27 protein-coding genes and 1 pseudogene are annotated in these 25,768 nt (G+C 58.5%); 14 read left to right on the top strand and 14 right to left on the bottom strand.

All coding sequences use genetic code 11. The annotated features are described in order from the left end of the window. The first annotated feature begins 205 nt into the window (after nt 1-205). Nucleotides 206-607, top strand: a complete 402-nt coding sequence (locus J3P90_RS09880; RefSeq protein ID WP_434648178.1) for a hypothetical protein — start codon at nt 206-208, stop codon at nt 605-607. A gap of 177 nt (nt 608-784) precedes the next feature. Next, nucleotides 785-991, top strand: a complete 207-nt coding sequence (locus tag J3P90_RS09875; protein WP_420765855.1) for a hypothetical protein — start codon at nt 785-787, stop codon at nt 989-991. Between the two features lie 6 nt (nt 992-997). Here J3P90_RS09875 and J3P90_RS09870 read toward each other — a convergent pair whose 3' ends face one another. Continuing rightward, entirely contained in the window at nt 998-2,041 is a 1,044-nt protein-coding gene (locus tag J3P90_RS09870; RefSeq protein WP_434606585.1) for a GlxA family transcriptional regulator, read from the bottom strand. Nucleotides 2,042-2,308: 267 nt separating this feature from the next. Here J3P90_RS09870 and J3P90_RS09865 point away from each other — a divergent pair. Further along, a pseudogene (locus J3P90_RS09865) lies at nt 2,309-3,343 on the top strand (cache domain-containing protein); the annotation flags it as partial. Nucleotides 3,344-3,397: 54 nt separating this feature from the next. Beyond that, nucleotides 3,398-4,252, top strand: a complete 855-nt coding sequence (locus J3P90_RS09860) for a methyl-accepting chemotaxis protein (RefSeq protein ID WP_420765927.1) — start codon at nt 3,398-3,400, stop codon at nt 4,250-4,252. Nucleotides 4,253-4,390: 138 nt separating this feature from the next. On the opposite strand, the gene J3P90_RS09855 is transcribed toward J3P90_RS09860, so the two are convergent. Together J3P90_RS09855 and J3P90_RS09850 are read right to left on the bottom strand one after the other, a co-directional pair. Next, nucleotides 4,391-5,254, bottom strand: coding sequence for a DMT family transporter (locus J3P90_RS09855; RefSeq protein WP_434676249.1), 864 nt, complete (start codon nt 5,252-5,254; stop codon nt 4,391-4,393). Between the two features lie 182 nt (nt 5,255-5,436). Beyond that, nucleotides 5,437-6,336 carry a glycine betaine ABC transporter substrate-binding protein gene (locus J3P90_RS09850; RefSeq protein ID WP_434606590.1) on the bottom strand — a complete coding sequence of 300 codons (900 nt, stop codon included), beginning with the start codon at nt 6,334-6,336 and terminating at the stop codon, nt 5,437-5,439. Between the two features lie 481 nt (nt 6,337-6,817). Between J3P90_RS09850 and J3P90_RS09845 the strand changes: the two genes are divergently transcribed. Next, nucleotides 6,818-8,854 carry an FAD-dependent oxidoreductase gene (locus tag J3P90_RS09845; protein WP_434606592.1) on the top strand — a complete coding sequence of 679 codons (2,037 nt, stop codon included), beginning with the start codon at nt 6,818-6,820 and terminating at the stop codon, nt 8,852-8,854. Nucleotides 8,855-8,947: 93 nt separating this feature from the next. Here the strand turns inward: J3P90_RS09845 and J3P90_RS09840 are convergent, their stop codons facing one another. Continuing rightward, nucleotides 8,948-9,733, bottom strand: coding sequence for a pyrroline-5-carboxylate reductase family protein (locus J3P90_RS09840; RefSeq protein WP_434648185.1), 786 nt, complete (start codon nt 9,731-9,733; stop codon nt 8,948-8,950). Beyond that, on the bottom strand, nt 9,730-10,431 hold the full coding sequence (locus J3P90_RS09835; RefSeq protein WP_434606598.1) for a TetR/AcrR family transcriptional regulator: 702 nt from the start codon (nt 10,429-10,431) through the stop codon (nt 9,730-9,732). The genes J3P90_RS09840 and J3P90_RS09835 overlap by 4 nt, the downstream gene beginning before the upstream one ends. Nucleotides 10,432-10,889: 458 nt before the next feature. Here J3P90_RS09835 and J3P90_RS09830 point away from each other — a divergent pair, with 458 nt between their 5' ends. Further along, entirely contained in the window at nt 10,890-11,153 is a 264-nt protein-coding gene (locus J3P90_RS09830; protein WP_420765848.1) for a hypothetical protein, read from the top strand. 225 nt (nt 11,154-11,378) lie between these two features. Here J3P90_RS09830 and J3P90_RS09825 read toward each other — a convergent pair whose 3' ends face one another. Then, nucleotides 11,379-11,948 carry a TetR family transcriptional regulator gene (locus tag J3P90_RS09825; RefSeq protein ID WP_434606601.1) on the bottom strand — a complete coding sequence of 190 codons (570 nt, stop codon included), beginning with the start codon at nt 11,946-11,948 and terminating at the stop codon, nt 11,379-11,381. A gap of 202 nt (nt 11,949-12,150) precedes the next feature. On the opposite strand from J3P90_RS09825, the gene J3P90_RS09820 reads away from it, so the two are divergent. The 5 genes from J3P90_RS09820 to J3P90_RS09800 all read left to right on the top strand — a co-directional run bounded on the left by J3P90_RS09820 (nt 12,151) and on the right by J3P90_RS09800 (nt 16,410). Next, entirely contained in the window at nt 12,151-12,933 is a 783-nt protein-coding gene (locus tag J3P90_RS09820) for an SDR family NAD(P)-dependent oxidoreductase (protein WP_434606603.1), read from the top strand. Between the two features lie 136 nt (nt 12,934-13,069). After that, nucleotides 13,070-13,678, top strand: coding sequence for a LysE family translocator (locus J3P90_RS09815; protein ID WP_420765845.1), 609 nt, complete (start codon nt 13,070-13,072; stop codon nt 13,676-13,678). A 131-nt stretch (nt 13,679-13,809) separates the two neighbouring features. Next, nucleotides 13,810-14,715, top strand: a complete 906-nt coding sequence (gcvA, locus tag J3P90_RS09810; protein ID WP_420765844.1) for a transcriptional regulator GcvA — start codon at nt 13,810-13,812, stop codon at nt 14,713-14,715. 76 nt (nt 14,716-14,791) lie between these two features. Further along, nucleotides 14,792-15,619: an EamA family transporter gene (locus J3P90_RS09805; RefSeq protein WP_420765843.1), complete on the top strand. Its 828-nt coding sequence runs from the start codon at nt 14,792-14,794 to the stop codon at nt 15,617-15,619. Between the two features lie 29 nt (nt 15,620-15,648). After that, nucleotides 15,649-16,410, top strand: coding sequence for an SDR family oxidoreductase (locus tag J3P90_RS09800; RefSeq protein WP_434676248.1), 762 nt, complete (start codon nt 15,649-15,651; stop codon nt 16,408-16,410). 81 nt (nt 16,411-16,491) lie between these two features. Here J3P90_RS09800 and dctA read toward each other — a convergent pair whose 3' ends face one another. Together dctA and J3P90_RS09790 are read right to left on the bottom strand one after the other, a co-directional pair. Then, nucleotides 16,492-17,799 (bottom strand): C4-dicarboxylate transporter DctA, encoded by a 1,308-nt coding sequence (gene dctA / locus J3P90_RS09795; protein WP_434676247.1) that lies wholly within the window; start codon nt 17,797-17,799, stop codon nt 16,492-16,494. A 100-nt stretch (nt 17,800-17,899) separates the two neighbouring features. Continuing rightward, nucleotides 17,900-19,069, bottom strand: coding sequence for a mandelate racemase/muconate lactonizing enzyme family protein (locus J3P90_RS09790; RefSeq protein ID WP_434676246.1), 1,170 nt, complete (start codon nt 19,067-19,069; stop codon nt 17,900-17,902). Nucleotides 19,070-19,168: 99 nt separating this feature from the next. Between J3P90_RS09790 and J3P90_RS09785 the strand changes: the two genes are divergently transcribed. The 3 genes from J3P90_RS09785 (at nt 19,169) to J3P90_RS09775 (ending at nt 21,535) form a co-directional block, all read left to right on the top strand. Next, nucleotides 19,169-20,044 carry a LysR family transcriptional regulator gene (locus tag J3P90_RS09785; protein WP_434648193.1) on the top strand — a complete coding sequence of 292 codons (876 nt, stop codon included), beginning with the start codon at nt 19,169-19,171 and terminating at the stop codon, nt 20,042-20,044. A gap of 399 nt (nt 20,045-20,443) precedes the next feature. Beyond that, the gene (locus tag J3P90_RS09780) at nt 20,444-20,812 is read left to right on the top strand and encodes a hypothetical protein (RefSeq protein WP_434676245.1); all 369 of its coding nucleotides are present in this window, start codon (nt 20,444-20,446) and stop codon (nt 20,810-20,812) included. Between the two features lie 27 nt (nt 20,813-20,839). Next, nucleotides 20,840-21,535, top strand: a complete 696-nt coding sequence (locus tag J3P90_RS09775; RefSeq protein WP_434676244.1) for an SOS response-associated peptidase family protein — start codon at nt 20,840-20,842, stop codon at nt 21,533-21,535. 34 nt (nt 21,536-21,569) lie between these two features. On the opposite strand, the gene J3P90_RS09770 is transcribed toward J3P90_RS09775, so the two are convergent. From J3P90_RS09770 to J3P90_RS09745, 6 genes are all read right to left on the bottom strand, one after another. Beyond that, nucleotides 21,570-21,908 carry a hypothetical protein gene (locus tag J3P90_RS09770; RefSeq protein ID WP_434676243.1) on the bottom strand — a complete coding sequence of 113 codons (339 nt, stop codon included), beginning with the start codon at nt 21,906-21,908 and terminating at the stop codon, nt 21,570-21,572. Between the two features lie 188 nt (nt 21,909-22,096). Further along, complete coding sequence (locus tag J3P90_RS09765) at nt 22,097-22,612, bottom strand: lysis protein (RefSeq protein ID WP_434676242.1); 516 nt, start codon at nt 22,610-22,612, stop codon at nt 22,097-22,099. Continuing rightward, on the bottom strand, nt 22,609-23,034 hold the full coding sequence (locus J3P90_RS09760; protein WP_434676241.1) for a cell wall hydrolase: 426 nt from the start codon (nt 23,032-23,034) through the stop codon (nt 22,609-22,611). The genes J3P90_RS09765 and J3P90_RS09760 overlap by 4 nt, the downstream gene beginning before the upstream one ends. A 58-nt stretch (nt 23,035-23,092) precedes the next feature. Continuing rightward, nucleotides 23,093-23,422: a phage tail protein gene (locus tag J3P90_RS09755; RefSeq protein ID WP_434676560.1), complete on the bottom strand. Its 330-nt coding sequence runs from the start codon at nt 23,420-23,422 to the stop codon at nt 23,093-23,095. 397 nt (nt 23,423-23,819) lie between these two features. Then, nucleotides 23,820-24,974, bottom strand: coding sequence for a phage tail protein (locus J3P90_RS09750; RefSeq protein ID WP_434676240.1), 1,155 nt, complete (start codon nt 24,972-24,974; stop codon nt 23,820-23,822). 12 nt (nt 24,975-24,986) lie between these two features. Next, nucleotides 24,987-25,667: a hypothetical protein gene (locus J3P90_RS09745; protein WP_434676239.1), complete on the bottom strand. Its 681-nt coding sequence runs from the start codon at nt 25,665-25,667 to the stop codon at nt 24,987-24,989. Nucleotides 25,668-25,768 lie beyond the last annotated feature (101 nt).

The raw sequence follows: 25,768 nt of genomic DNA, 5'->3' as shown, positions 1-25,768 counted from the left end.
CGCGATTGTCGTCGCGTTGCTGGTGGACTATGTTCCTTCCATTGCGAGTTATGTATCAAAAGATTAAAGTTCCGCACGATCGTCGCCGCCCGACCAACGGTCAATTTTGTCATCGTCTTGCAATGTTGACTCGGGCCGACAAGCCAAGCAGAATGATCTCACTTGGCCATCATTCTTTGTTGCAGGCCAATCACGGAAGAAAGAAATGAAAAGGATTGTTTCACTGGTCGCCGTCCTGACCGCTTACCCAGCCGCAGCGGACGTACATAAAATTCAGTACAGCTACGATGATTCGAATGCCGAATACGCCATCGTCTCGTTCGTTGAAAGTGGTTCGGCTGTACAGGCCACGGTAAAAAGAACCGGTGCCTATTTCACCAATTACACAAAGCTTGAACTTGATTGCGCCAGTCGCAATGTCCGTCACATGGGCATGTATAACAGCGTCGAGGGATTGGAAAAGGCTGATTTCGACCAGATGCAGGGCCGCATCGTCGAGGGCTCGATCGCTGGCGAAGTGGGCAAGGTGCTCTGCAAAGGCACTACCCTGACCGCCTCGCAAATGGAAGAAGTGCCAATCGAAAATCTGCTGGACGACCAGGGCTGAACCAAAGCCGTTTCCTGGAAGCTTTCTGACATGGAATGTCTGTGCAGTTGATCGACGAGGCTCGCAACCGCTCGCCATCCGCCGCCTTAAGACTCTTTTATTTCTGCCCAGACAGAAAAAAAGCCAACCTGACCGATAGCTTGAACACCCGTCTTTCACGACGGGCGGGGAATTGCAATGCACGCAAGAAAGATCTTCGAACTCCTGATGTCGTCCCTGGCCTATGTCCTCATCTCCTTGCTTTGGTTCGCCTACGCCGTGCCGGGGATGGTCGAGCTCGACTCTGACTTCTCCCTGATAACGGCCGCCTGCGGCTCGATCATCTGGCTGTGCGCCACGGGTTGTATCGCCTTGTACTTCGTTCAGAAAATGCGTACCGCCTGACAAGGCTCACGGCGATATCTGCTTGCGTCCAAACGTCGAGCGATAGCTGCCAGGCGGTACGCCGAAAAAATCCCGGAAGCGTCGTTGGAAATGCGGTGAGCTGACGAAACCCGTCGCGACGGCGATCTCGGTGACGGAGCGGTTGGTCTGTTGGATCAGCTGGCGTGCACGGGTCAGGCGCAGCTCCAGGTAATAACGCGTCGGGGTCGCGCCGAGAAACCGGCAGAACCGCCGTTCCAGCTGGCGTTTGGAAACCTTGACGCACGCCGCCAGCTCATCGATCGTCAACGGCTCCTCGACGTTCTGCCACATCAGTTCCAGCGCCAGCTTGAGGCTTTCCGGCAGCGTCGGGTCCGTCTCGACGAAGATTGGCGGCAGATCCGAGGCGTCATCCCCTGACTCATCGCAGCGAAGGATCTCTTCGATGGCTCCCACCAGCGTCTCCCCGCCCGTGCGGCGGATCAGTTGGAGCATCATGCGCAGCGAACTGTTGGCGCCCGCGCAACTGACCCGCTCACGGTCCACGACATAAGCGCGACTGGACACTTTCACGCCAGGGAACATCTCAGCCATCGTTGCGCGACTTTCCGGGTGGACCGCGCATTCGAAACCGTCGAGCAGGTTCGCCTCGGCTACGAAAAACACGCCATTCCACAACCCGCCCAACCACGCTCCGCAAGCCGCATTGGCGCGCAGCTTGCGCCGCAGTAATGGCGTACCCGCAAGCTTCACGCGAAAGCCGCCGGCGACAATCAGCACGTCCAGGTTGTCCGGCAACTGCGCCAGCTCAAGATCGGTTGAGATGACGATTCCCAGGTCGCTCGTCACCTGCCCGCCCGAAGCGCCTACGGTCAGCACTTCATACAGTGGCGTGTCGTTCATCAGGTTGGCGGTGACCAGTGCGTCCACCGCTCCGGTGAAGGACATCATCGAGAAGTTGTCCATCAGCACAAACGCGACGCGCACCGGCGCCTGGCTGACCGACGCAGTCCCTTGGGGCCGATAAGCCATGTTCTTGTTCTTGAGTACGCTTTCGAATGCGCTTGGCATGGGGCCTCGGATGCAGGAAGGCGATCTGGTGGGGAGCCGGCGCAAAGCCCGGAGCATGCCATCTTGCGGATTAACCGCAGGAGCGGCTTGCGTTCCCGCGACATAACCATCGGCATTAACGACGTCCGACAAATGGTGCTCTCAAGGGAATACGACCTTGGTCGATAGCGTGGATGTAGGCATGGGCGCTTTCCGTTTCACAGTTCGCAATGCTCACCGCTAATGTTTCCGCCGTTCCAATACCGATAAATACCCGCGGGAGAAGTCATGAATATCAAACAGAAGCTGACCTGGGCGTTCGCAACCATTGCCTGCCTCCCGGTTATCCTGGTGGCGGTGCTCGTGGTGATGAACCTGCGCGATGCGGCACAAGCCAACTTCCTGGACAGCAGCAGCCGCGAAATCCGCCAGATCGACAACGGCATGAAGCAGTTCTTCGACGGCATCATGCAGAACGTTGAATTCTTCGCCAAGGACCCGCGGATCGTCGCGGCCAAAGACCTGAAGAACTACTCCGGCGCTGATGCTGCGCAAATTCCTCTTACCGAGAACAACAAACAACTGCTGGATATCTTCGATCGGTTCGCCAAGAGCCACCCGACCACCGCCTACCTATCCCTGGGCCTGGCGGACGGTGGCTACGCCAGTTGGCCGGATGATCCGAAAATCTCCAACTACGACCCGCGCCAGCGCCCCTGGTACAAGGCTGCCGTTGCCGCGCCGGGCACCACCGTGAAGACCGATGCCTACTACTGGGCTCCCGACGACGTGTCGCTGATCGGCATCGTGCACACCGTCGCCGATGCCAGCGGCAAGCTGGTTGGCGTGGTGGGCCTGGACGTGTCGCTCAAGCAACTGACCGAACTGGTGAAGAACATCAAGCTGGGCGACAGTGGCTACCTGATGCTGGTGGAAGGTAGCGGCAACGTCTTGGTGGACCCCGCCGACGCCAAGCACAACTTCAAACCCTTGGCCGACCTCGGTCCCAACTACGCAGCACTGGCCAAGAGCAGCGATGGCGCTACCCAGATCGAGATCGACGGCGTGCCGTACATGGCCAACATCGTCACCTCTAAAAGCCTGGGCTGGCGGTTCATCGGCCTGATCAAGCGTGACGAGGTGATGGCCGAAGCCGCGAGCCTGACCTGGTTGATCGCTATCATCGCCGCCGCGCTGGCCGTGGTCTTCGCAATCGTCGGCGCCAGCTTCGCCAGCGTTATCGTCCGGCCGATCCGCGGCGTTGCCAACGGCCTGCAGGAAATCGCTGAAGGTGAAGGCGACCTCACCCGCCAACTCGCTGTACAGGGCAAGGATGAAACCGCCACCCTGGCAAGCTGGTTCAACCAGTTCCTGGGCATGATTGCGCAACTGGTTCAACGCATCGGCAGCGCCTCCTCCGACCTGCAAACCGCAGCCGCGGACACCCGCGACGTCGCACAGAACATGAACGAAGCCGCCGGGCGCCAGCGCCAGGCCGTGGAGCTGGTGAGCACCGCGTTCAACGAAATGGTCGCCACCGCCAACGAAGTGGCCCGCTCGTGCAGCCAGGCCGCCGTCAGCGCGGACACCGGTTATCGGGATGTACACGACGGCCAGCACCACATCGGCGAAGCCACGGGCAGCGTGTTGAGGCTCAGTGAAGAATTGCAGCAGTCGACCCAGACCATGCAGGCGCTGGAACAGGACAGCAAGAACATCAACACGATCCTGGACACCATTCGCTCGATCGCCGAACAGACCAACCTGCTGGCCCTCAACGCGGCGATTGAAGCCGCACGCGCCGGCGACCAAGGCCGCGGCTTTGCCGTGGTGGCCGACGAAGTACGCGCCCTGGCGCGGCGCACCGCTGACTCCACCGGCGAGATCGACAGCTTGCTCGGCAACCTCGCCCGGCGCACCCAGGAAGTGACGCAACAGATGCAGAACAGCCTGCACGTGTCGCAAACCAGCGTCGAGCGCATCCAGCAGGCCCGCGACAGCTTCGACAAGATCCGCACCTCGGTGGACTCGATCCGCGACCAGAACACGCAGATCGCCACCGCCGCGGAACAACAGCACCAAGTGGCCGAAGACATCAACCGGCACATCGCGCAGATCCACTCCGATGCGCAGCTGGTTGAAGAGTTTGCTCACACCGCACAAACCGGTTCGGGGCGTTTGACGGATATCTCCGGACAGCTCAAGGGCTTGGTGGGACGCTTCAAGTTCTAAACTGGGCTTAAGTCCACTGAAGATCAAATGTGGGAAGCCTGCTCGCGAAAGCGTCGTCACAATCAGCGAAGGAGCTGAACGTGCCGACCTCTTCGCGAGCAGGCTCGCTCCCACAGGATTATGGGTTTGATGGAATCACTACCCTTTTGCCTTGATCGCATACATCCCGCCGGCAATTACCAGAAAGGCCCCTACGACTGTCCATGTGTCGGGCAGCTCGCCGAATACCAATAGGCCAATCAGCGTAGCGAACACCAGAAGAGAATAATTGAACGGTTGAAGTGTGGCTGCCGTTGCAACCTTCAGCGCCTGAAGCAATAACAGCTGGGCCACCACACCGGTCATGGAGAGCACACCTATCAGGCCCCATTGCGCCGGGTTCGGTGCTACCCAACCTGGTAGACCCAACAAGGTGATTGCTATCGCGCCGAAAAAACCCATGTGAAGCATGTTCGTCGCGAACGAGTCCCCCCGGCTGATTCGTCGGGTCAGCACGCTGAAAATCGCAAAACCCAAGGCAGACAACAGCGGAATCAGCGCCGCCAGTTCGAAAACACTGGAGCCGGGACGAAGGATAACCAGCGTCCCCGTGAAGCCAATGGCGGCGGCAACCCATCGACGCACGCCAATGAACTCCCCTAGAAACGCCCCCGCCAACGCCAGTGTCATCAAGGGGAATACCGCGTACAGGGCATGCATTTCAGCGAGTCCCAGATAGCGCAGCCCCAATCCGAACAAGGCGCTCTCACCCACGCCAATGAGCGCACGAATGATCTGCTGGTAGGGATGGCGGCTTCGGCAAGCGGTCCATAGGCTGCCCTGATAGGCGCTATAACCGACAGCAAAAGCCAGGAACACCCAATAACGCACCATCACCAATTGTGCGATCGGGAGCTCCTTGACCAGCACTTTGGTGACCCCATCCTGAGCTGCAAAGATCAGCATGGACAGAAGGCAAAGGACGATACCTAAGCGCGGTCGCGGGGCGTCATGATCATGCACCGCGCGCACCTGCCTCGGTCGAGGCCGACTTCAACCTGACGGGCGGTTCCTCATCCGGTTTGATATCCCATGTCGTGACCGTCATCGCTCAGCCTCTGAATAGAACAAGGACTCATCCAGCAGCGCCCTTGGCTCTCGACCAAGGGCACCGGACTGCAACAGCTATCGGACAGCAACGGCCATCACTGGGCTGGTGTCGCGGACGCCGTCTGGCTGCCAAACATCGCTTCGAAACGCGGTTTGTTGGCTGCGTAATATTCTGCCACCACCTTGTCCGCCGAGCTGTCACGGGCGTCCGCCATCAACTTCTCAAGGTCCGCTTTCGGAATCTTGAAGTTGGCGAAGAATCGGGCCACATCAGGGTGCTCCGCGCTGAAACCTTTGCGTGCGAAGGCGTGGATCTGCTCAGCGCCACCGAAAATCTGCTTCGGATCATCCAGGTAGCGCAGCGGCCATTTGGCGAACATCCAGTGCGGGCTCCAGGCGTTGACCAGTGACCATTTGTCACGCTTGAGGTTGCGATCCAATTCACTCAGCATCCCGGACTCTGAAGAAGCGACCATCTTGTAGCCGTCGAGCTTGTATTGCTCGATGGCTTTTTCCGTCAGCTTGTACTGACCATTGCCCACTTCCGAAGTGAGGATCTTGCCGCCGAGTTTTTCCCGCACTTCAGGCTTGTTGAGGTCTTCGACGCTGGCGATCTCGCTGGTTGGAATGGAGGTGGGCACCGCCATGCCGATCCGGCCTTCGTACAGCACGCCGAGGTCTTCGAGCCTGTCCTTGTACTTGTCATAGAACGATTTGTGGGTGCTGGGCAGCCAGACCATCGGGATCAGGTCGATATTGCCGTTGGCCAGGGCCTGGAACTGGATGCCGATATCGGCCAGCACCAACTTGACCGGTTGCTTGAGGTGATCCTGCAACGCGGTGTTCGCCAGTTTCACCGCGATCTCCGTATCCGACCAGTTCACCCAGCCGATGCGGATGGGCGCGGGTTCATCGGCCTGAGCGATCAGACTGCCGCAGGCAAATGCAAGGCCTGCAAACCAGCCGATAAAATTTTTACTGGATAACGTCATCATGTGCATCTCCGCAGACTGTATTAATAGTTATTGGCAGGGCAGCAGAAGCATTCATTTTCCATCACGACCGCAAGCGGCCATCCGGTAAGTTCTAGTTATCAAAATACAGGGACTTGTGTTTTCGGCCCTCCTCCGCCCTTTGGCGTTTCCAACCGCAATGACCGGCTGATTCACAGCGCTTTCTCGCGTGCCGGCAAAGCCTCGAACAAATCCCCCTTCAGCAGGTAATCCGCCCAGCCTCCAGACCGTTGGGGGCAAACCCTGAATCCACCGCTGCGTGGGAGGCACCCATCGCGCCACCACGCTGATGCAGGCGAGCGGCCGCACGTGCCGAATCCCCCTGTTTCGACTGGATGGTAATCCTGGTTTTCCTGCCACGCAAGAACAATGTACACATGTGTCCCACTCGTTGACACAACTGAACATTCAACATACCGTTATGTCAAAACCCAGCCTGATGTTCTGTTCCCGGAGCAACACCATGTCCAGCGATCCTCTGCTGCAGCCCTACAAAATCAAGCATCTGACGCTCAAGAATCGGATCATGACCACCTCGCATGAGCCCGCGTATCCCGTCGATGGCATGCCGAAGGATCTGTACCGTGCCTATCATGTCGAGCGGGCGAAGGCCGGCGTGGCGCTGACCATGACTGCCGGCTCCGCTGCCGTTTCTCGGGATAGCCCGCCGGTATTCAACAACGTGCTGGCGTACAAGGACGAAGTGGTCAAATGGATGAAAGACCTGACCGATGAGTGCCACGAACACGGCGCGGCGGTGATGATCCAGCTCACCCACCTGGGACGCCGCACGCGCTGGGACAAGGCCGACTGGCTGCCGGTTGTCTCGCCGTCCCATCGCCGCGAAGCGTCCCACCGGGCGTTTCCGAAAAAGCTGGAAGACTGGGACATCGACCGCATCATCAAGGATTACGTCGATGCCGCCGAGCGCATGAAAGCCGCGGGACTTGATGGCCTGGAGTTGCAGGCCTACGGGCACCTCATGGATCAATTCTGGTCGCCACTGACCAATGAGCTTGATGGGCCCTACGGCGGTTCCCTGGAAAACCGAATGCGCTTTACCTTCGATGTGTTGCGCGGTATCCGCCAGCGTTGCGGCGAGGACTTCCTCCTTGGTGTGCGCTACACCGGCGACGAGGATCTTCCCGGCGGTTTTGGTTTCAGCGACGGCATCCAGATTTCCCACATGCTCAAGGACAGCGGCCTGGTGGATTTCCTAAACGTCGTGCGCGGTCATATCGATACCGATGCGGGCCTCACCGACGTGATACCGATCCAGGGCATGCGCAACTCGCCGCACCTGGATTTTGCCGGGGAGATCCGCTCGGCAACCGGTTTCCCGACGTTCCATGCGGCCAAGATTCCGGACGTCGCCACGGCGCGACACGCCATCGCCTCTGGCAAGGTGGACATGATCGGCATGACCCGCGCCCACATGACCGACCCGCACATCGTGCGCAAGATCATCGAAAAACGTGAAGAAGAGATCCGTCCTTGCGTTGGCGCCAACTACTGCCTGGACCGTATCTATCAGGGCGGCGCGGCGTACTGCATCCACAACGCCGCCACCGGCCGCGAAACCACCATGCCCCATGAGATTCCCAAGGCATCGGTCAAGCGCAAGGTGGTGGTGATCGGCACCGGCCCGGCGGGCTTGGAAGCAGCACGGGTGGCCGGCGAACGCGGCCATGACGTCACGGTGTTCGAAGTGGCGGATCAGCCCGGGGGGCAGATCCGCTTGACCGCGCAAAGCGAACGGCGGCGCGAGATGATCAGCATCATCGATTGGCGCATGACGCAGTGCGAACGGCTGGGCGTAAGGTTCCACTTCAACACCTGGGCCGAAGCCGAGACGGTCCTGGCCGAAGAACCGGATGTGGTGATCGTTGCCACAGGCGGCTTGCCCCATACCGAGGTGCTCAAGCTAGGCAATGAGCTGGTGGTGTCGACCTGGGACATCATCTGCGGCGATGTCAAGCCTGGCCAGAACGTGCTGATCTTCGATGACGCCGGCGACCACGCGGCGCTCCAGGCCGCCGAGGTCATCGCCAACAGCGGCGCGAAACTGGAGATCGTCACGCCGGACCGGTCGTTTTCGCCGGAGGTGATGGCGATGAACCTGGTGCCGTACATGCGCAGCCTGCAAGACCTGAACGTCACGTTCACGGTCACGTATCGGGTCGACTCGGTGGAGCAACGCGACGGGCAGCTGGTTGCCCACTTCGGTAGCGATTACGGCCAGGTGCACAAGCAGCGCGTGGTCGATCAGGTGGTGGTCAACCATGGCACCCTGCCGCTGGACGATCTGTACTTCGAACTGCGCCCATATTCGAGCAACAACGGCGCGGTCGAACAGCACAACCTGATCGCAGGGAACCCCCAGAACATCGTGACCAACCCCGAGGGCCGCTTCCAGTTGTTCCGGATCGGCGACGCCGTGTCGGCGCGTAATACCCACGCGGCCATCTATGATGCGCTGCGGCTGGTCAAGGACATCTGAAGCCGTGCCCAACATGATCTTTTCAATTGCTGAAAACTGAAGTGGGAGCGAGCTTGCTCCCACAAGGGTTTTGCGGACGCGGGACTCTTGGGGTCAGGCTTGAAGCCCTTTGCGCGCCACGGCGGCGCCCGCTTGCAATGCCCTTCCCACCTGCGCCTCGAAATGCCCCTGGGTCATCGATTGCAAGGCGGCGGCTGTCACGCCGCGGTAGGCAACCAGAGTATCGATCATTTGCTGGGCGTCGCGGGTGGCCAGCAACTGGCTGCTGTTGATCACGACATTGCTTGCGGCAAGCTGCGCAATCTCGCCGGGGATACCGGCTGCCATCGCCTGATTCGCCAACGCTGTCATCAACAAGGCAGGAAAGGCCGGGCCGGTGCCCGAAAGCGCGGAGAGATAATCGATAAAGTCTTCCTGCTGGACCTCTGCAGCAGTGCCCACGCATTCGAACAACTGCTGAATGAGGGTCTTCGTCATCGGTTCCACCGCGCCAGCGCAATACCAAGGCGTAAAGGACTGCCCGATTTCCACCGCCGCGTTGGGCATCGCCCGCACGACTCTTGAGGCCAAGGTCCGTGCGGCGATTGCCTGCGCCGTGATCCCGGCCATCAATGAGATCACCGTCTTGCCCGATGCGTCGAGGGTCAGGCTGGCGAATTGCTCGGGTCTTACTGCGATGATGATGACGTCGCTGCGATCCGCCAGTGCCTGGTTATCGGTGACCAGGCAAACGCCTTGCTTCGCCAATGGATGGGCACCTGAGCGATTGGAAATAATCAGATTACCCGCCGGCAACCAGGCCTTCGCCAACACGGCCTTGGCAATCGCCGCGCCCAACCACCCCGTTCCGCCGACGATTCCCAGCGTCACTTCATTCATTTTTCAGCCGTTTCTTCAAAGGTTTCCATCAGCGGCACGAACACCCCTGACTCTTTTTCGGCATAGCCGAATTTGCCATAAAACCGATCCAGCTCACGCTGCTTGGGCACCTTGCCGGTGAAAATGCTCACGTAATGCGGGATGCGCTGGAAGCGCACGGTGATCAGCTCGCTGGTGTTCATGGTGATGTAGCCGATCTGCGTCAGATAAATCGTCCGAGCCCGTGCGTCGGCCCCCTGGCTGTCGTAGCCGAAGCGCTTGAACATGCTTGCCAGGGCGCCCATACGTTGCTCGTCGACAATGGCGACCTGTTGCGCGACGTCTGCGGACTGGAGCGCCCAACTGCGCACCGCAAATTCAAACTGAGAATCGAACAATCGCGGATTGAGCCAACATTCAAAAACATTCAGGATCGCCTCGGAGATGCTCTCGGCGTAGCTTTCGCTTTGCCGGATCAAACCCCCGGTGTTGGTTTCGCGCCAGCGCGACAGCAAGGCCGCCAGCAACTGTTCGCGATCCTCGAAAAACCAATAGAAGCTGGTGCGTGACAAACCTAGGCGTTTGGCCAACGGCATGACCCGGACCGCATCGATGCCGGACTCCTTCAAAGCCTCATAGGCCGCTTCCAGCCACCCTTCGGGCGACCCTCGCCAACCTGCGTCCTGGGCCTTGCCACGCGCCTTTCCCACCTGGGGCATCTTGCATCCACCTTATTGAACATACGTAACGCGAATGTACTCGGATGACCGCTAAATGTACACCTAAGTACATTTGATTGACGAGCCGTTCCCTCCTCTCCCCGAGGTCGCGAAAGGACCAATGAGAGCAAGTCATGGGTCGCCCAAAGTGTCGCCCTGGCCCGGTCGCGGTTGCTCGGCGATCACTTGCAGACGAGCAACCTGGTCCGTCCCACCCCAACCCTCTTACGCACTGATGCCAAGCTCTGCCTCCTGGGCCCGTTGGGCCGGACGTCTGAGCGGCAAAGTGTCAGGCGTTTTCGCGAACGGCTGATGACACATCTGGCCCAAACGAAGGATGTTTGATCGGTGGCGCCTCGACCCGTTTTTTATCAATCTGCTTAAAAAACCGGGCCTGCGGCCGATACCCATGACAAGAGCCCAGCGACTGGGTAGCTGGATGGCGGCGGGAACCGGTAATGACAGACATATATCTGCTGATAGCGAGCGGTACGGACCAGAGCGATGCGTACGTCCTGGGTTGGTTCGATGACCGAACCAAGGCCCGGGAAGTGGCCGAGCAGAAGGAATGGGAAGCTTATCGAGCCAGTCTGAAGGCGGAACACCCTTGGTCAAGCCATAAACCACTGGCACCGGACAAGACCGAATACCGGCGCTACTGGATCAAGACCGTTTCGAAATTCGAACACGTTTCCATCCCGAGGTCCCTCGCGGTGCACTGACAGCCCTGCCCCTCATAGCATCGATTCATTGCGAAAATTTAACGAACCGCGCGCGCTCGCCAAGGGTCTAGAAAACTAAGCCCATCCGATGAGAGCGTTCCTATGTTGAAATTTCTTGGTGGTACCGTTGGGATCATTTTCCTGATCGGCCTGATCGTGGTCATAGCCTTGTTCAAGTTCATTTTCTGATCCGGCCAGCGGTAGCGCATTGCGCTACCGCTGGCTTTACACGGGTTCGGACGCGGGCAATAACGCCAGGATCCGATCACGGCAGACTTGCAGTATCTCATCCGCCAACGGAGCATCATCCGGACAGGCCCGCGACAGCATGACTGCGCCGACGGCCTGGGCGAACAGGTTGATCATCGCTGCCCGGCCCCCTTCTTCTGTCGCCCCGAGCTTTTCCTCCAGTGCAGCCAGGGTGCCCTCCAATCCAGTGGCAAACGTGGTTTTCACCTCATCGTCCTGACGCGCCGCGTCGCCGCACAATGCCGCCATCGTGCAGCCGTTGCCCCGCGCATCGCGGTGCTCGCGCGAGACATACATGGCGAAAAAACCCGCGACATCCAGTTTGCTTGCGCTGGTCAATGAGCGCGAAAGACTGTCTGCGGCGGCTTCCGCCATCAGGTCGGCTTTCGAACCGAAATGCTTGTAGAAACCACCGTGAGTGAAGCCGGCGGCGGCCATCAGGTCCGCCACACCGATGCCGTCAAAGCCACGTTCACGAAACAGAACAGACGCCGTCTCGACGATATGTTGCCGGTTTGCCTGTGCCTGAGCCTTAGTCACTCTCATTTTTCATCACCTCGTACCGCTCGAATCATGCCTCGCATCATACATAGATGCCGACCATAATCAAATTCATTGACATCTTAGATTTCGGTCATCATCCTAACAACCAACCCACACGCCCCCCCTAAGCTCGGTGTGGACCGCCAACGGCGGCGAAAAACCCCGCCGTTGATCGCACGTCTTAATCCCTGAAGAGACCGACACCATGACCACTCGCAAAACCGTCCTCATCACTGGCGCTTCCACCGGTATCGGCGCTGTCTATGCCAAGCGCTTTGCCCAACGCGGCCACGATCTCGTGCTGGTGGCCCGTGACAACGCCCGGCTGGAAGCATTGGCAACCGAGCTGCGCAACGAACACCATATTACCGTCGATGTGCTCCAGGCCGACCTCACCCAATCCGCTGACTTGAACCGGGTCGAAGCGCGCCTGCGAGATGACGACCGTATCGGCATCCTGATCAACAACGCGGGCGCGGCCCAATCCGGCAGTTTTATCGAACAGACCACCGACAGCGTCGCGCACCTGGTTTCGCTCAACACCACCGCGTTGGTACGGCTCGCCAGCGCCGTCGCTCCACGCCTGGCAAAGGCCGGCGACGGCGCGATCATCAATATTGGCTCGGTGGTCGGCTTGGCGCCGGAATTCGGCATGTCGGTATATGGCGCGACCAAGGCATTCGTGTTGTTCCTCTCCCAGGGGCTCAGCCTCGAACTCAACCCCAAGGGCGTCTACGTGCAAGCCGTCCTGCCGGCGGCTACCCGGACCGAAATCTGGGAACGCGCGGGCATCGACGTCAATACGCTGAGTGAAATCATGGAAGTGGACGATCTGGTCGACGCGGCGCTGATCGGCTTCGATCGTCGCGAACCGGTGACCATTCCGCCACTGCAGGACGGCGCTCGCTGGGATGCGTTGCAGGCCGCGCGCCAAGGGTTGCTGGGGCAGATCAAGCAATCGGCGGTGGCTGAGCGGTACAAGGCCTGACGGTTCCAAGGTCACCGCTGCGCCGCCGCGGTTCCCTCTATTGGTTAGCCAAATGGCGGTGAAGTGGATTAAGCGCTTTCCATGATCGCTGTTCACCCGCAGGATGTGCTCGGGATCACCACACCTGGACTGGATCATGCCATTTGAGACTTGGTTGCTCTATCTGCTCACCTGCTGCGGCATTGCGGTAGCGCCAGGCCCCAATGCGTTGTTGGCGCTTACCCATGGGGCAATCCATGGAACCCGCAAGACGTTGTTCACTATCGCAGGCGGCGTACTCGGCTTTTCAGTCGTGCTTTCGCTTTGCGCATTGGGGCTGGGTGCGCTGATCCAGGCATCCGCCACTTGGTTCACGGCACTGAAGATCGTTGGCGGGCTCTACCTGATCTGGTTGGGCTTCGGTCTGTGGCGATCCCCGCCCGTCAGTCTCGACGCGACGAGTAACGAAGGCTTTCGACGGTGGTCGCTGTTCCGCCAAGGCTTGGTATCGGCCATCTCCAATCCCAAGGCGCTGCTGCTGTTCACCGCGTTCATCCCGCCCTTCCTTGATCCGCACCGCAATATCATTGCGCAGACACTCACCATTGCGCTGACTTACGCCGTGGTCGAATTCATCGTTGAATACTTTGTCGCCAGCGCAGCTCACCGGGTCAGGCCTTGGCTGGCTCGAACCGGGCGCCGGTTCAACAAAGTCTGCGGTGGCTTTTTTGTGGCTTTTGGGGTGAGCTTGCCCATTCATAGCTGAATACCTGAACCGCAATCATTGCCTACCCATCGGACCATCGCGTAGAAAGCGCCCCCGACTCCAGGCCCTGGCTCTATCATGAGCTAACGTTCATGATTTGCTTTTGCGCCGAATTGCCGGGATACCTATACATGAGAGACCTGCCGCCGACCGCCACATTGCGTGCCTTTGAAGTCGCCACCCGACACCCCACGTTCACCGCGGCCGCGCAGGAGCTGCACGTGACGCAGAGCGCAGTCAGTCACCAGCTCAAGCACCTGGAGGCGCTTTGGGGGTTGCAGTTGTTCGAGCGTGGCAAGTCACTGACCCTCACGGCAGCGGGGGCTACGCTGGCGCCCATCGTGCGGGAATTTTTCATGAGCCTGGAAGCGACCCTGGGCGATCTGCGCGAGCAGAAAGGCAGGGTCAGGCTCGAAGTCAGCACCACGTATTCCTTCGCGCTGAAATGGCTGCTGCCGCGCTTGCCGGGGCTTTCCCGCCATTATCCGGAACTGTTGGTCGCGCTGGACACCACCGATAAGATCATCCATTTCTCCAACGCCCAAGCCGATGTTGCGATCCGGCTTGGCAAAGGCAACTATCCCGGCCTGTATTCGGAATTCCTGTTCGGCGAGCAGGTGTTTCCGGTGGCGAGCCCCGATCTGCTGCAGCGCTTGGGCATGCCACACAGCCCCGCCGAACTGCTGCATTACCCGCTGCTGACCCGTGACGGCGCCGAGCTGGTACCAAAATGGGAGGACTGGTTTCAGAAGGTTGGGTTGGAATTGTCGCCGCTCAAGGAGAGCGTCAGGTTCGGCGACACCAACATGACAGTGGAGGCCGCGTTGCTCGGCCAAGGTGTTGCCTTGGTGCGTAGCGGCCATGTTGAAACCGAAATCAGCGACGGCCGCCTGGTGCGGCTGTTCGATGTGCCGTTTGCGTCACCGCTTGCCTATTATTTTGTCTGTCCCAAGGGCATCGAATCGCAACCGCACATCGTCAGCTTCCGCCAATGGCTGGCCAGCGAGGCGTTGAAGGTTCAACACGTCTACGACTGATACATGAGATTTTGCTCATGAACCAATGAGGAGACTTCTCTGTCGCCCGGCCGTCGCGCTGCCTAGAATGGCGACCATGCCTACCCATATCGTCCTGCTGGTCCTGTTCGCCGCGCTCCTGCATGCCAGCTGGAATGCCTTGCTGCGTGGCGGCGCCGATCGACTCTGGTCAATGACGGTCATGTGTATCGTCATCGCCATCGTCTGTGCCATCGCCGCGATATTCATGGTGCCACCGGCGCCGGCCAGCTGGGGCTATGGGTTGCTTTCGGCGTTGCTGCACGTGGGCTACAACCTGTTCCTGGTGCGCAGCTACCGGGTCGGCGACTTGGGGCAGATCTATCCGATTTCCCGCGGATCGTCACCGGCGTTGATCACCCTGGGGGCGGCGATCTTTGCCGGAGAAAACATTACCCCCGGTGAGCTGCTCGGTATCGGCCTGGTGTCCGGCGGCATCATTTCCCTGGCCTTCCGTGGACGCAGCCTGTCGGTTCCCAGCCTGCCCTATGCGCTGGGAACGGGTTGCTTCATCGCGGCCTATAGCGTCGTCGACGGCATGGGCGCCAGGCTTTCCGGCGCGCCGCTCGCCTACACGGTGTGGATGTGCGCCGCGTGGGGTGTGCTGATGCCTCTCGTGTACATCGGCCTGCGCGACGCCCGCAGCTTATTCTCCGTCCGGCCCGGGATACTCGCCGCGTCGGTCGGCGGGCTGGTCTCGCTGATCGCCTATGCAATTGTCATCTACGCCATGAACGAAGCGCCTCTGGGCGCGGTATCGGCATTGCGCGAGACCAGCGTGTTGTTCGCGGTATTGATCGGCTACCTGTTTCTTGGCGAGACGCTCACCGCCCGCCGGGTCTTGGCGTGCACCGTGATCGCCAGCGGCACCTTCATCATCGGCTGACCCATCAACTGCCCAGGAGAATATTCCCAATGGCTGACATCCCGCAGGCGCCCTTGATCCTGATAACCGGTGGAAGCCGCGGCGTGGGTGCCGCCACCGCTCGGCTGGCCGCCGCACAAGGCTACGACGTCGCCATCAGCTATATCGCCAACGAGACCGCGGCACTGACCGTGGTGGCGGATGTGGAGGCATTGGGACGGCGCGCGCTGGCCATGCGCGCCGACAGCTCGGACCCCAAGCAGGTAGCCGATCTATTCGCAGCCATCGACCGCTCGTTCGGACGCATCGACGTCCTGGTCAATAACGCTGGGGTACTGTCGGCTCAGTCACGCCTGGAGGACCTCGGCTTCGAGCGCATGCAGCGCATCTTCGCAGTCAATTCCATCGGCCCGATTCTCTGCGCCCAGCAGGCAGTGAAACGCATGTCTCACCGGCACAACGGCGCCGGCGGAGTCGTGATCAATATCTCCTCGGCATCGGCGCGCCTCGGCAGCCCCAATGAATACGTCGACTATGCGGCATCAAAGGGAGCATTGGAGACGTTCACTATCGGGTTCGCCAAAGAGGTGGCCCGAGAAGGCATACGCGTCAACTGCATCCGCCCCGGGCATATCTACACCGAAATGCATGCCAGCGGCGGCGAGCCGGGACGGGTCGATCGGGTCAAGGATTCCATCCCCATGGGGCGTGGCGGTCAGCCGGAGGAAGTGGCGCGGGCCATTCTATGGCTGGCCAGCGCGGAGGCGTCGTTTGTGACCGGGACATTTCTTGATGTGACGGGGGGCAAATGACGTGGATGGCCTCATTGGAACGAAGCCTGGAGGCCAGAGCCGGTCATGCCGCTGAAGCGGAATGACCGGAGGCCTTATCGATTATTTTTGCGCCAACAATGCCTTTCTCGCAGCCTTGTCTTGCTTCATTGCGGCGATTTCACGCTCGCAGGCCTCGACGTCGAAAGAGTTGTCCCACTTGGCAATGGCGATGGTGCCGATGCCGTTGCCAATGAGGTTGGTCACAGCCCGCGCTTCGTTCAGGAACCGGTCAATCCCCAAGAGCAAAACGAGGCCTACCAACGGGATGGAGTGGATGGTCGTGAGCGTTGCCGCCAATGTCACAAACCCAGCGCCCGCCACGCCAGCCGAGCCTTTGGACGTCAGCAGGAACACGCCAAGCAGGATCATTTGGTCGACGAAAGTCAGCGGCGTATTGGTGGCTTGGGCAATAAAAATGGCGGCCATGGTGAGATAGATACAAGTGCCGTCAGCGTTGAAGGTATATCCCGTAGGCAGCACCATCCCCACTACTGATTTTTTGCAGCCAAGCTTTTCAAGCTTCACCATCATTCGCGGCAACACAGCCTCGGTTGAACAGGTGCCCAGCGTGATGAGGATTTCATCCTTGAAATAACGCAGAAACTGCATCAGCGGCATGCCCGACCATCTCGCCACCGTACCCAGCACGACCACGATGAATATCAACGTCGTGACATAGAGCGCGACAAGCAGTTGTCCGAGTGAGAACAAGGTCCCAATTCCGTATTTGCCGATAGTGAATGCCATACCGGCCCCAGCACCAATCGGCGCCAAGCGCATGACCATCGCAACTATCTTGAAGAGGCCTTGCAAGAACAGGTCAATGGTGTTGATCAACGGCTTGCTGGTTTCGCCCATTTGGACCAGGGCAACTCCCATCAATACCGAAAGCAGGATGACCTGAAGCATGACGCCATTGGAGAACGCACCAATGAAAGTCTGCGGGATGATATTGAGGAAGAACTCAACGGTGCCGCCCTGTTCATTCGCAACTTGGCTGTATTTGCCAATAGCACTTGCATCAAGCGCGCTGGCATTGATGTTCATACCCACGCCAGGCTTCACGATGTTGACGACGATAAGACCGACAACCAGAGCAATGGTGGACAGGATCTCGAAGTAGATCAATGCCTTCACACCGATCCGGCCGACTTCCTTGATGTTGCCCATCTTCGCTATGCCGACCACGACAGTGCCGAAAATAATGGGTGCCAATAGCATCTTTATCAGTTTGATGAAGCCATCGGCAAAGGGTTGGAGCTTGGCTCCGATATCAGGAACGAAGTAACCGATTGCTGCGCCGATCACGATACCGATCAGCACTTGCACGTACAGCTGGCTATACCAGCGGGACTTGGAATTTTCCACGGAAGCACCTCATTTTATTTTTGTGATGGGCTGTGGGCTGGCGCCGGTGGTCGGCGCCTGGTTCTGCGGCCTGCTCTCGCAGGCCGCAGCTTGAGGGTGATCAGCCTTCGCCCAGCTCACGCATGACTGCATACAAGGCAGACTTGGCTTCGAATCCCACACCCGGAATATCCGGCAGACCGACGTAGCCGTTTTCCACCTTGATCCCATCGGCGAACCCACCGAATGGCTGGAACACGTCTGGGTATGATTCGTTACCACCCAGGTGCAGGCCGGCTGCGATGTTCAGGGACATCTGGTGACCGCCATGGGGCACCACGCGACGGGAAGACCAGCCCAGCTCTTCCATGACTTCAAGGGTGCGCAGGTATTCCACGAGGCCATAAGACAGTGCGCAGTCGAATTGGAGGAAGTCGCGATCGGGCCGCATGCCACCGTGGCGCAACAAGTTGCGAGCATCCTGGTGGGAGAACAGGTTTTCACCGGTGGCCATGGGCAATTCATAGTGGTTGGCCAGCTCAGCCTGCAATGCGTAGTCAAGCGGATCACCGACCTCTTCGTACCAGAAGAGGTTGTACTTTTTGATGGCTTCCGCGTAAGCGATACCCGTCTGAAGATCGAAGCGGCCATTGGCGTCGACCGCCAATCGACGACCGTCCCCCACCACTTCAAGTACCGCTTCGATGCGACGGATGTCTTCGTCCAGTGGCACCGCACCGATCTTCATCTTGACCACATCGTAGCCACGATCCAGATAGCTCTGCATTTCCGCCTTGAGCTTTGTCTGATCCTTGCCAGGGTAGTAGTAGCCACCCGCTGCATAGACCCAGACCTTGTCATCCGCCACGCCATTGCGGTAGCGGTCAGCCAGCAGGCGATAGAGCGGTTTGCCTTCAATCTTGGCGACGGCATCCCATACGGCCATGTCGATGGTGCCAACTGCGACCGAGCGCTCTCCGTGTCCGCCTGGCTTCTCGTTAGTCATCAGGGTCTTCCAGATCGCGAACGGATCCAGGTTGTTGTTTGCATGATCGACAAGGGTGTCGGGCTCAGCTTCGGTGACACGCGCCAGGAAACGATCACGCATCAGGGCACCCTGGCCGTAGCGGCCATTGGAGTTGAAACCGTATCCGATCACGGGTTTGCCATCGCGAATCACATCCGTGACCACAGCGACGACCGAGCAGGTCATTTTGGAGAAGTCGATGTAGGCGTTGGCGATTGGGGACGCAATGGAAACGGTTTTTTCACGAATATCGACGATGCGCATGAGGGGTTCCTCTTGTTGTTTGTAGCCCCACGTTAGGCTTTGCGATCTTTCCCGCCCAATGCTATTAATGCCGCACCCTATGCACAGGAGGCATGGCCCTTGGAACTCGTTTGGCTCGAAGACCTTTCAGCACTCGCGGAATATGGGAGCTTTGTTCGGGCGGCTGAAGCGCGGCACGTCACTCAGCCAGCGTTCAGTCGCAGAGTGCGCTCGTTGGAAAATTGGATGGGCGTACAGCTGTTCATCCGCACGCCTCATGGCGCGACGCTTACCGAAGCGGGGAGGCAAATATTGCCGAGCGCCCAGGAAGCCGCGCGGCGCTTGTACCGAATGCGCAACGAGGCTCAGGAAGTGGCGGGAATGGCCGCCAGATCATTGCAGTTCGCTGCAACCCATTCCCTGTCGTTTACCTTTTTCCCAAGATGGCTCCGCGGCGCAGAACACGGCGCCCCCATCGAGGCCGTGCAGTTGCATTCAGGTAGCATGGCCGTCTGTGAGCAAATGCTGATACACGGACAGGTTCAGTTTCTGCTCTGTCACCGCCATCCCGACGTTCCCCCGTTGCTGGCGCCTGACCAGTTCACGGGTAAGAAAGTTGGCGAAGACGTCCTGGTTCCCCTGGCGAGTGCTTCTGCCAACTTTGGCACCACCCCAGCGGCATTGCCCTACCTCGCCTACACCCATGAATCAGGATTGGGGCGCATCGTTGCTCATCGATTGCAGGGCAAGGAAGACTACCTCCACCTCAAGCCCCTCTTCAGCAGCCACCTCGCGGCGGTGCTGATGTCGATGGCACTGGAAAGCAAAGGAGTCGCATGGCTACCCAAAAGCCTCACCGAGCAGGAGATACTGGACGGGCGCTTAGTCAGGGCATTGGACGAGAGTTGGGATATCCCACTGGAAATTCACCTGACCCGCCCGACGGCGCCACTCAGCCAATCCGCGGAAGAGTTCTGGTCCAGGGTGGGCGTCTAGGCTTATCACGCATGGCTTGAGATTAATCTGAAGCCGTTGTACTGAGGGGTTGGGAACAACCATAAAAAAAGGGTCGCGAGATTAAATCTCGCAACCCTTTCGGATTGTATGGTCGGGACGGAGTGATTCGAACACTCGACCCCTAGCACCCCATGCTTGAAAACGGGTCAAAAGCCCAGCATTTATTGGCTCTCCTCACGGCGCTCGCTGCAAACGGTGCCCTACTGAGCCAAACCGGAATCAGTGAATCCCCGAAAAAGTCCCCTCGCCTTTTGGCACCCTCCTCCGGCGTCCTGCCGATCGGACACAATCCAAACCCTACAGCTCGTCGCCTCCCCCTCGCCCAGATCATCGCGCCTCGATTACTGTATATCCAAACAGTATAAGCAAGGCATGGTCATGGACCCGTATGAAATCGAAGACACCAGCGACTGGCTGGGTACCCCCACGCCGCTGGAAATGTACAAGCACTCCTGTCTCATGCTTGAGAACGAGGTGCAGGAACTCACTACCCAGTTGCGTAAAGCGCGCCAGGACATTTTCGGTTTGATCGAAATGCACGCCGCTGAAGCCAAAGAATGCGCGAAGCTTCGAGCTAAGCTGAAGGCGGTGGAGAAGACTTTAAGCGACCATTATCTGGAGCACACGACCTTAACGAACGCGGCAAGGTCGAAGATAGCAGGCCAGAGCGCCTTGATTGCCGAGCTATACAATCGACTGAAGGTATATGAGGGCGACAGCCTTCCTGATGTGATACTCGGGCAATGAGTGAATCGGATCACCTGAGGGGTTTATATGTGCGGACGACTCTCGCAATACACCGGCATCCACGACTTCGTGGCTGTACTGAGCCTCATGCCCGACGCCCTGATCAGCACAATTGGCGACCAGCCCCTGGGCAGGTACAACGGCGCGCCGTCGCAACAGCTTGCCCTGCTCCATCAAGAAGACGAAACACTGCATGCTGACCTGGTGCGATGGGGCTGGCGACCGCACTGGGCCAAGGATCGCGCTGCACCTATCAACGCCCGGGTTGAGAAAGTCGCCCATGGCCCGTTCTACCGGCCGATCTGGCCGAACCGCGCCATCACGCCGATCAACAACTGGTTTGAATGGGTCGATGAGGGTGGTCCTAAGAAGCAGCCCTACCTGATCCGCAGGCGAGACCAGGCGCCGGTCCTTTGCGCCTCCATCGGCCAGTTCCCCACCGGCGGCCGGGAGCCGGGCGAGCACGACGGCTTCGTCATCATCACCGCCGACAGCGAGGGCGGCATGGTCGACATCCACGACCGGCGGCCCGTGGTGCTGACGCCAGAGCTTGCCCGGGAATGGCTAGACCCGGCCACACCGACGGAACGGGCCGAGCAAATAGCTTTGCACCAGGGCGCACCGGCCGACGTCTTCGAATGGTTCAAGGTAGATCGAGCGATAGGAAATGTGCGTAACCAAGGCCCCGAGTTGATCCGGCCTATGGTTGATTCACTTCTTTGAGAATGCCCACAAAGCGCTTCTGTGCAACATTCAATCAAGCACAGGAAAATTGAATGTACCAGTAGTTGGACTGAGCCCAAAAACTGCTTGTACCAATATTAATGACTGATCCTCCCTCTGCATTCGCCCCCTCAGCGTCGATTCTGTAATTACCCTTACAAGCCTCATGCATCTGCTTGTATGCATCTTGACGGCGCTGTTTACGAACATAAGGCGCACCGTCGTTCAGATACTTCACAACCCCGGATCTTGAGCCCTCATTAATGGGGGCATAACCGGAACTCGTGCTCGGAGAGGACACCATGTCGGCAGACATGCACCCAAATAAACCAGAAACGGCAATGGCGACAACCAATAGCTTTACCACTTTCATGTTTCGAACTCTCATGTTGAAGGGCAAGTATCAATAGCTATCCCTCTGAAGTCAGGTAGCTGGATGCAGCCTGTAGAGTAGTTCGCACTTTGAGATCCCACCATTCGCTCCTTCGCATCAGGTTTAACCGCGACTGCCAGGTCGACCTCGCTCGTCGTGATTTAGCGAGCCCCCTTTACTTATGCAACCTATCGCTGATTCACTGCTTCGACATAGGCTTGGCACGCCCGCAACGCGATCAGCCCCCGGTCGCCGGCTTCGGTGATGGCGATAATTCGTTGAGCATGCGCTGGGTCAAGTTGGGCTCTTGCTTTTCCATGAACCACGCCGCCGGCGCCGGCGGTGGGAGGCACTGCGTTGCAACTGGCTGGATCCTCGGCAAGGAGGACTGACAGCCGGACATCAGCAGTAGCAAGGCGATCGCGCAGGCGAGCCTGTTTTTTCTCTTCATTGCTAAGTACCTGATGGTGTGTTTGTTCGCTGGCCGACAGCTGCTGCTCCAGAGCCAGGCGCTTGCTTTGCTCGACCTGGGCCTGGGCGGTGGCCGCGCTGCTGATCTCTTCCAAATCAGACCGGTGCAGGCCGGCCTGCTCGGCCAACTTCTTGCCATACCGCCAATCCTGGATCTTCCACGTCGCGCTGATCGCCAGTATCAACGCAACGGCCACACCGGCGATCAGCAGCTTCAGACTGGCGGGACTCATGGCACGTCCTTGAAGAATATGTGATTGCCCAGGCGGAAGGTCTGGGTAGCATCCTTGGCCCAGGCCGGCGGCTTCGGCATCGTGGTCGCATAGTAGTGGGTCGCGCCGTTGGTGATGTCTGGCTCCTGGCCGGAGATCACAAGATCGGCCGCCCGCTGGGCCTGGGCGAACTGTTTCGGCGGAATCGGCTTGGCGCCGCTCAGGTAGGGATAGTTCCGGTCGTTCTGGTTCCAGCAACTGAACTGGTACGGCTTCAGGCAAACACCGGCGTAGCCTTCGCCCCACCAGGACCGGCCCTTGCCGTCGTTCACGCGGTTGCGAATCACGCAGGCCACGGCCACCTGGCCGGCCAGGCCCTCACCTCTGCTTTCTCCCCACAGCGTGCGCGCGAGGATGTCGCGGTCCTTTTCGGTTGGCGTCATAACTTTTCTCCAGGCAAAAAAATACCCGCTCAATGGCGGGTTGCGGTGTTCTGTTCGGTCAGATTGATTCGGCGGCCGCCAGCATCGGCGCCGCGATGATCTCGGGGATTGGCGGCTCAACAGGCCATACCGGGGCCTGGTACCAAGTCGGCTGAACTGTGACCTTGCCCAAAGCGAATTTGTAAGTTTTCCAGGCCTTAAGGGTGAGCAGCAGCGCGGCTTGTTCTGCCTCGTCCTCGGGAGTGGCCTCGCCGATTTCAATTCCCATGCCAATCGTGTCGATTCGATCCTGAACACGGGCAATCTGTGCCACGGCCCTGGTGTTCCGCTCTGCGAGATCAGCCTTAGCCACCAGCAATTGGGCAGCAGCCAAGGTGGCGTCTTTCATGGCCTTAGTTACCAACTTCGACCAATCGATGTTCACATCGGCAATGGGCAACGAATCGTCGAGGTTCTTCGGTGCATACGTTTCGCCAGTTGCCACATCAGGGGCGGGCAAGCTTACTCGGCCATTTGGAACATCTAACAGGGGCGCTGGGAACGCTTGCGCCTGACTGTAATTAACAGGAATCGGCATTCTCAGCGTAAGCTCAATCGCGCCGTTAACCCTGCTTACTTCGCCGGGGAATATTTGATCATTCACCGCGCCGCGAGGGAGAGTATCCCCTTCTTGCAGCAGGGAGAAATCGAACCGCTGATAGTCAACAGTCAGGATATCTCCAGACTTGCTCACTACAAGTTCATGGTCAACAAGCGGCCTGATTGGATCAAGGAAGATATTCATATCAGTTCCACCTGCCCTTGGCATAATAGGAAATGTACTGGTTTACGGTCGCAGAGTTAAAAGAACCAAAAAACAAGAGACACCCAGTTGTGGTTACTCCAGCCGCATAAAGCGGGATTGTTAGAGCGCCGCCCGAAGCTGAGCAATGATCTACAACAGGGGTGCCCACGAAAGTCACCGGGAATGTTACGGCCAGTGACGCATAAAACATGCCGCCGCTACCAGATGTTATGGCTACGCTGGTTGTGGTGGTGTCGCGCCGCCAGCACTCCATGGTGCCATCTGCATATTTAATGTATTCCCCATTGGCGGTAAATCCGCGCTCAAACCCTGGAACCTTCCACTCCGTCCACACTCCGGCCTCTTTCCAGCGCTCTCTCACCCCATTGCTACTCGAAAGCGCTGTCCACCGCTGATATGCATAGCCAGTAGTCAGGTTGATATCGTTTGTCAGATATCCCTGGTTGCTACCGCTGGATCCCGAGAATACAGAGCCCGTCCAGGCTGGTGGAGTGCAAAATCGGCCATTTATGGAAAGGCTGTTCGCATCAGCGCTGGGGAGGCTAACCCCAAGCGTTCCGCCAACCCCATATTCCCCTACCCCTACGGCGCCTATTCCGGAGCGTGCCGCAGCCTGCGTTGCTCCGCCAGTGCCACCCTGGCCCACGCTGAGAGCAGTCGTGAGCCCGGTCAAAGACGTGATATCAGCGTTTGCTCCAGACTTCGCGGCGACCAAAGTGGTCCGGCCTGCCGCTGCGTCAGGATCGTTGAGCATCCCCTGCATGAAGACCGATAGATCAGTGATGCCGGTGCCGCCTTTGCTCACAGGCAGAATGTCGTAGTTGCCTGTTGTCCCGAGTGCCGCCAGTTTGGCGCCGTAGGTATTCACGATTGCGCGGAGCTGGTCTGCCGAGTCCTTGACATAGCCCTGCATTGGAGCCAAGGCGTACGCACCAGCGGCCGCTGTCGGCCCCTGATAAGGCGGATCGATGGCAATCGCCGTGTTACTCGCCACGTTCGTGACTTCGTACCAGAGACCGTCCGGACCACGAAACGCATCGCCGACCCGGGTGTTCACTATAAACGCGGTGTTGGTACCAACTACGGCGTTGGAATTCAGGGTGACGGAGACGGTCCCCGCTTTGTACCAAGGCATAGGAATTATCCTTTAAAGTTTCGCGAATACAGCAGGGAGGAAGAAGGCGGACGGGTTATAGCCTGGGGAACCAATCACTATCGCATAAAGATTCCCTCCCGAAAAATCCCACCAACAATACAGTTTTCTATCAAAGGGCTCATATGCGAGCATCGGCATGCTGAAAGTATTTATCAGCATATATTCACCAACCGGAAAATTGAAATCAACCCGATAGTAGTTCCGCGACAGCCCTTGATCAGTGGAATCATTTTTAACATAAGTCCAATTCTGAAATACTCGGGTAAACCTTGCATAAGGTGTTCCGCTGTCGAACAGCAATTTAGAACTAGAGTCCCATAATCGCATCCCGAAGTTAGCAAGCGCAGTTGCAGCAAAGCCGCAAGCAAAATAAGAGCCGTTCGGCTGTAGTGTGAGTGCGTTGTAGGCCCTTACGTAAAATCCAGTCCACGCTCCAGGCGACCCTATAACCCGCATCAAACACAGCCCGGCGATACCAGTACTTCCCGTGGGACGTACAAAAACAAGCGGTGGCTCTTGACTGGTAATAGTTCGAGGAAAGTTTGTAACTGAACCAAGTCCTGACTCTTGAGTTGGTTGATAAGTCCCTTTCGCCAATACAACGAGTCTTGTGAATTCGGAATCTACAGTTACAACACCGCTGTCATTGGTAAACTCTAATCCATATGACATTATAGGAACCTTATTACAATTAGACGCATAGTTGAACTAGTTGTACTGCTGTACTGCTGATAGGGTGAACCCCTAATATAGCTATAGACCCTGACCGCACC

Source organism: Pseudomonas sp. D3-10, from assembly GCF_051132175.1.
GTDB lineage: Bacteria > Pseudomonadota > Gammaproteobacteria > Pseudomonadales > Pseudomonadaceae > Aquipseudomonas.
Note: the sequence above shows the minus strand (reverse complement) of the source record. Positions and strands in the feature narration are given on the sequence as shown.

What these genes read in the sequence shown, in the direction of transcription:
- J3P90_RS09840 (WP_434648185.1), bottom strand. Translation starts at nt 9,733, where the DNA reads ATGAATGAAGTGACGCTGGGAATCGTCGGCGGAACGGGGTGGTTGGGC.
- J3P90_RS09870 (WP_434606585.1), bottom strand. Translation starts at nt 2,041, where the DNA reads ATGCCAAGCGCATTCGAAAGCGTACTCAAGAACAAGAACATGGCTTAT.
- J3P90_RS09835 (WP_434606598.1), bottom strand. Translation starts at nt 10,431, where the DNA reads ATGCCCCAGGTGGGAAAGGCGCGTGGCAAGGCCCAGGACGCAGGTTGG.
- J3P90_RS09745 (WP_434676239.1), bottom strand. Translation starts at nt 25,667, where the DNA reads ATGTCATATGGATTAGAGTTTACCAATGACAGCGGTGTTGTAACTGTA.
- J3P90_RS09790 (WP_434676246.1), bottom strand. Translation starts at nt 19,069, where the DNA reads ATGCGCATCGTCGATATTCGTGAAAAAACCGTTTCCATTGCGTCCCCA.
- J3P90_RS09770 (WP_434676243.1), bottom strand. Translation starts at nt 21,908, where the DNA reads ATGAAAGTGGTAAAGCTATTGGTTGTCGCCATTGCCGTTTCTGGTTTA.
- J3P90_RS09750 (WP_434676240.1), bottom strand. Translation starts at nt 24,974, where the DNA reads ATGCCTTGGTACAAAGCGGGGACCGTCTCCGTCACCCTGAATTCCAAC.
- J3P90_RS09815 (WP_420765845.1), top strand. Translation starts at nt 13,070, where the DNA reads ATGCCATTTGAGACTTGGTTGCTCTATCTGCTCACCTGCTGCGGCATT.
- J3P90_RS09880 (WP_434648178.1), top strand. Translation starts at nt 206, where the DNA reads ATGAAAAGGATTGTTTCACTGGTCGCCGTCCTGACCGCTTACCCAGCC.
- J3P90_RS09830 (WP_420765848.1), top strand. Translation starts at nt 10,890, where the DNA reads ATGACAGACATATATCTGCTGATAGCGAGCGGTACGGACCAGAGCGAT.
- J3P90_RS09800 (WP_434676248.1), top strand. Translation starts at nt 15,649, where the DNA reads ATGGCTGACATCCCGCAGGCGCCCTTGATCCTGATAACCGGTGGAAGC.
- J3P90_RS09760 (WP_434676241.1), bottom strand. Translation starts at nt 23,034, where the DNA reads ATGACGCCAACCGAAAAGGACCGCGACATCCTCGCGCGCACGCTGTGG.
- J3P90_RS09820 (WP_434606603.1), top strand. Translation starts at nt 12,151, where the DNA reads ATGACCACTCGCAAAACCGTCCTCATCACTGGCGCTTCCACCGGTATC.
- J3P90_RS09845 (WP_434606592.1), top strand. Translation starts at nt 6,818, where the DNA reads ATGTCCAGCGATCCTCTGCTGCAGCCCTACAAAATCAAGCATCTGACG.
- J3P90_RS09825 (WP_434606601.1), bottom strand. Translation starts at nt 11,948, where the DNA reads ATGAGAGTGACTAAGGCTCAGGCACAGGCAAACCGGCAACATATCGTC.
- J3P90_RS09805 (WP_420765843.1), top strand. Translation starts at nt 14,792, where the DNA reads ATGCCTACCCATATCGTCCTGCTGGTCCTGTTCGCCGCGCTCCTGCAT.
- J3P90_RS09755 (WP_434676560.1), bottom strand. Translation starts at nt 23,422, where the DNA reads ATGAAAGACGCCACCTTGGCTGCTGCCCAATTGCTGGTGGCTAAGGCT.
- J3P90_RS09775 (WP_434676244.1), top strand. Translation starts at nt 20,840, where the DNA reads ATGTGCGGACGACTCTCGCAATACACCGGCATCCACGACTTCGTGGCT.
- J3P90_RS09850 (WP_434606590.1), bottom strand. Translation starts at nt 6,336, where the DNA reads ATGATGACGTTATCCAGTAAAAATTTTATCGGCTGGTTTGCAGGCCTT.
- gcvA (WP_420765844.1), top strand. Translation starts at nt 13,810, where the DNA reads ATGAGAGACCTGCCGCCGACCGCCACATTGCGTGCCTTTGAAGTCGCC.
- J3P90_RS09765 (WP_434676242.1), bottom strand. Translation starts at nt 22,612, where the DNA reads ATGAGTCCCGCCAGTCTGAAGCTGCTGATCGCCGGTGTGGCCGTTGCG.
- J3P90_RS09860 (WP_420765927.1), top strand. Translation starts at nt 3,398, where the DNA reads ATGATTGCGCAACTGGTTCAACGCATCGGCAGCGCCTCCTCCGACCTG.
- J3P90_RS09780 (WP_434676245.1), top strand. Translation starts at nt 20,444, where the DNA reads ATGGACCCGTATGAAATCGAAGACACCAGCGACTGGCTGGGTACCCCC.
- J3P90_RS09875 (WP_420765855.1), top strand. Translation starts at nt 785, where the DNA reads ATGCACGCAAGAAAGATCTTCGAACTCCTGATGTCGTCCCTGGCCTAT.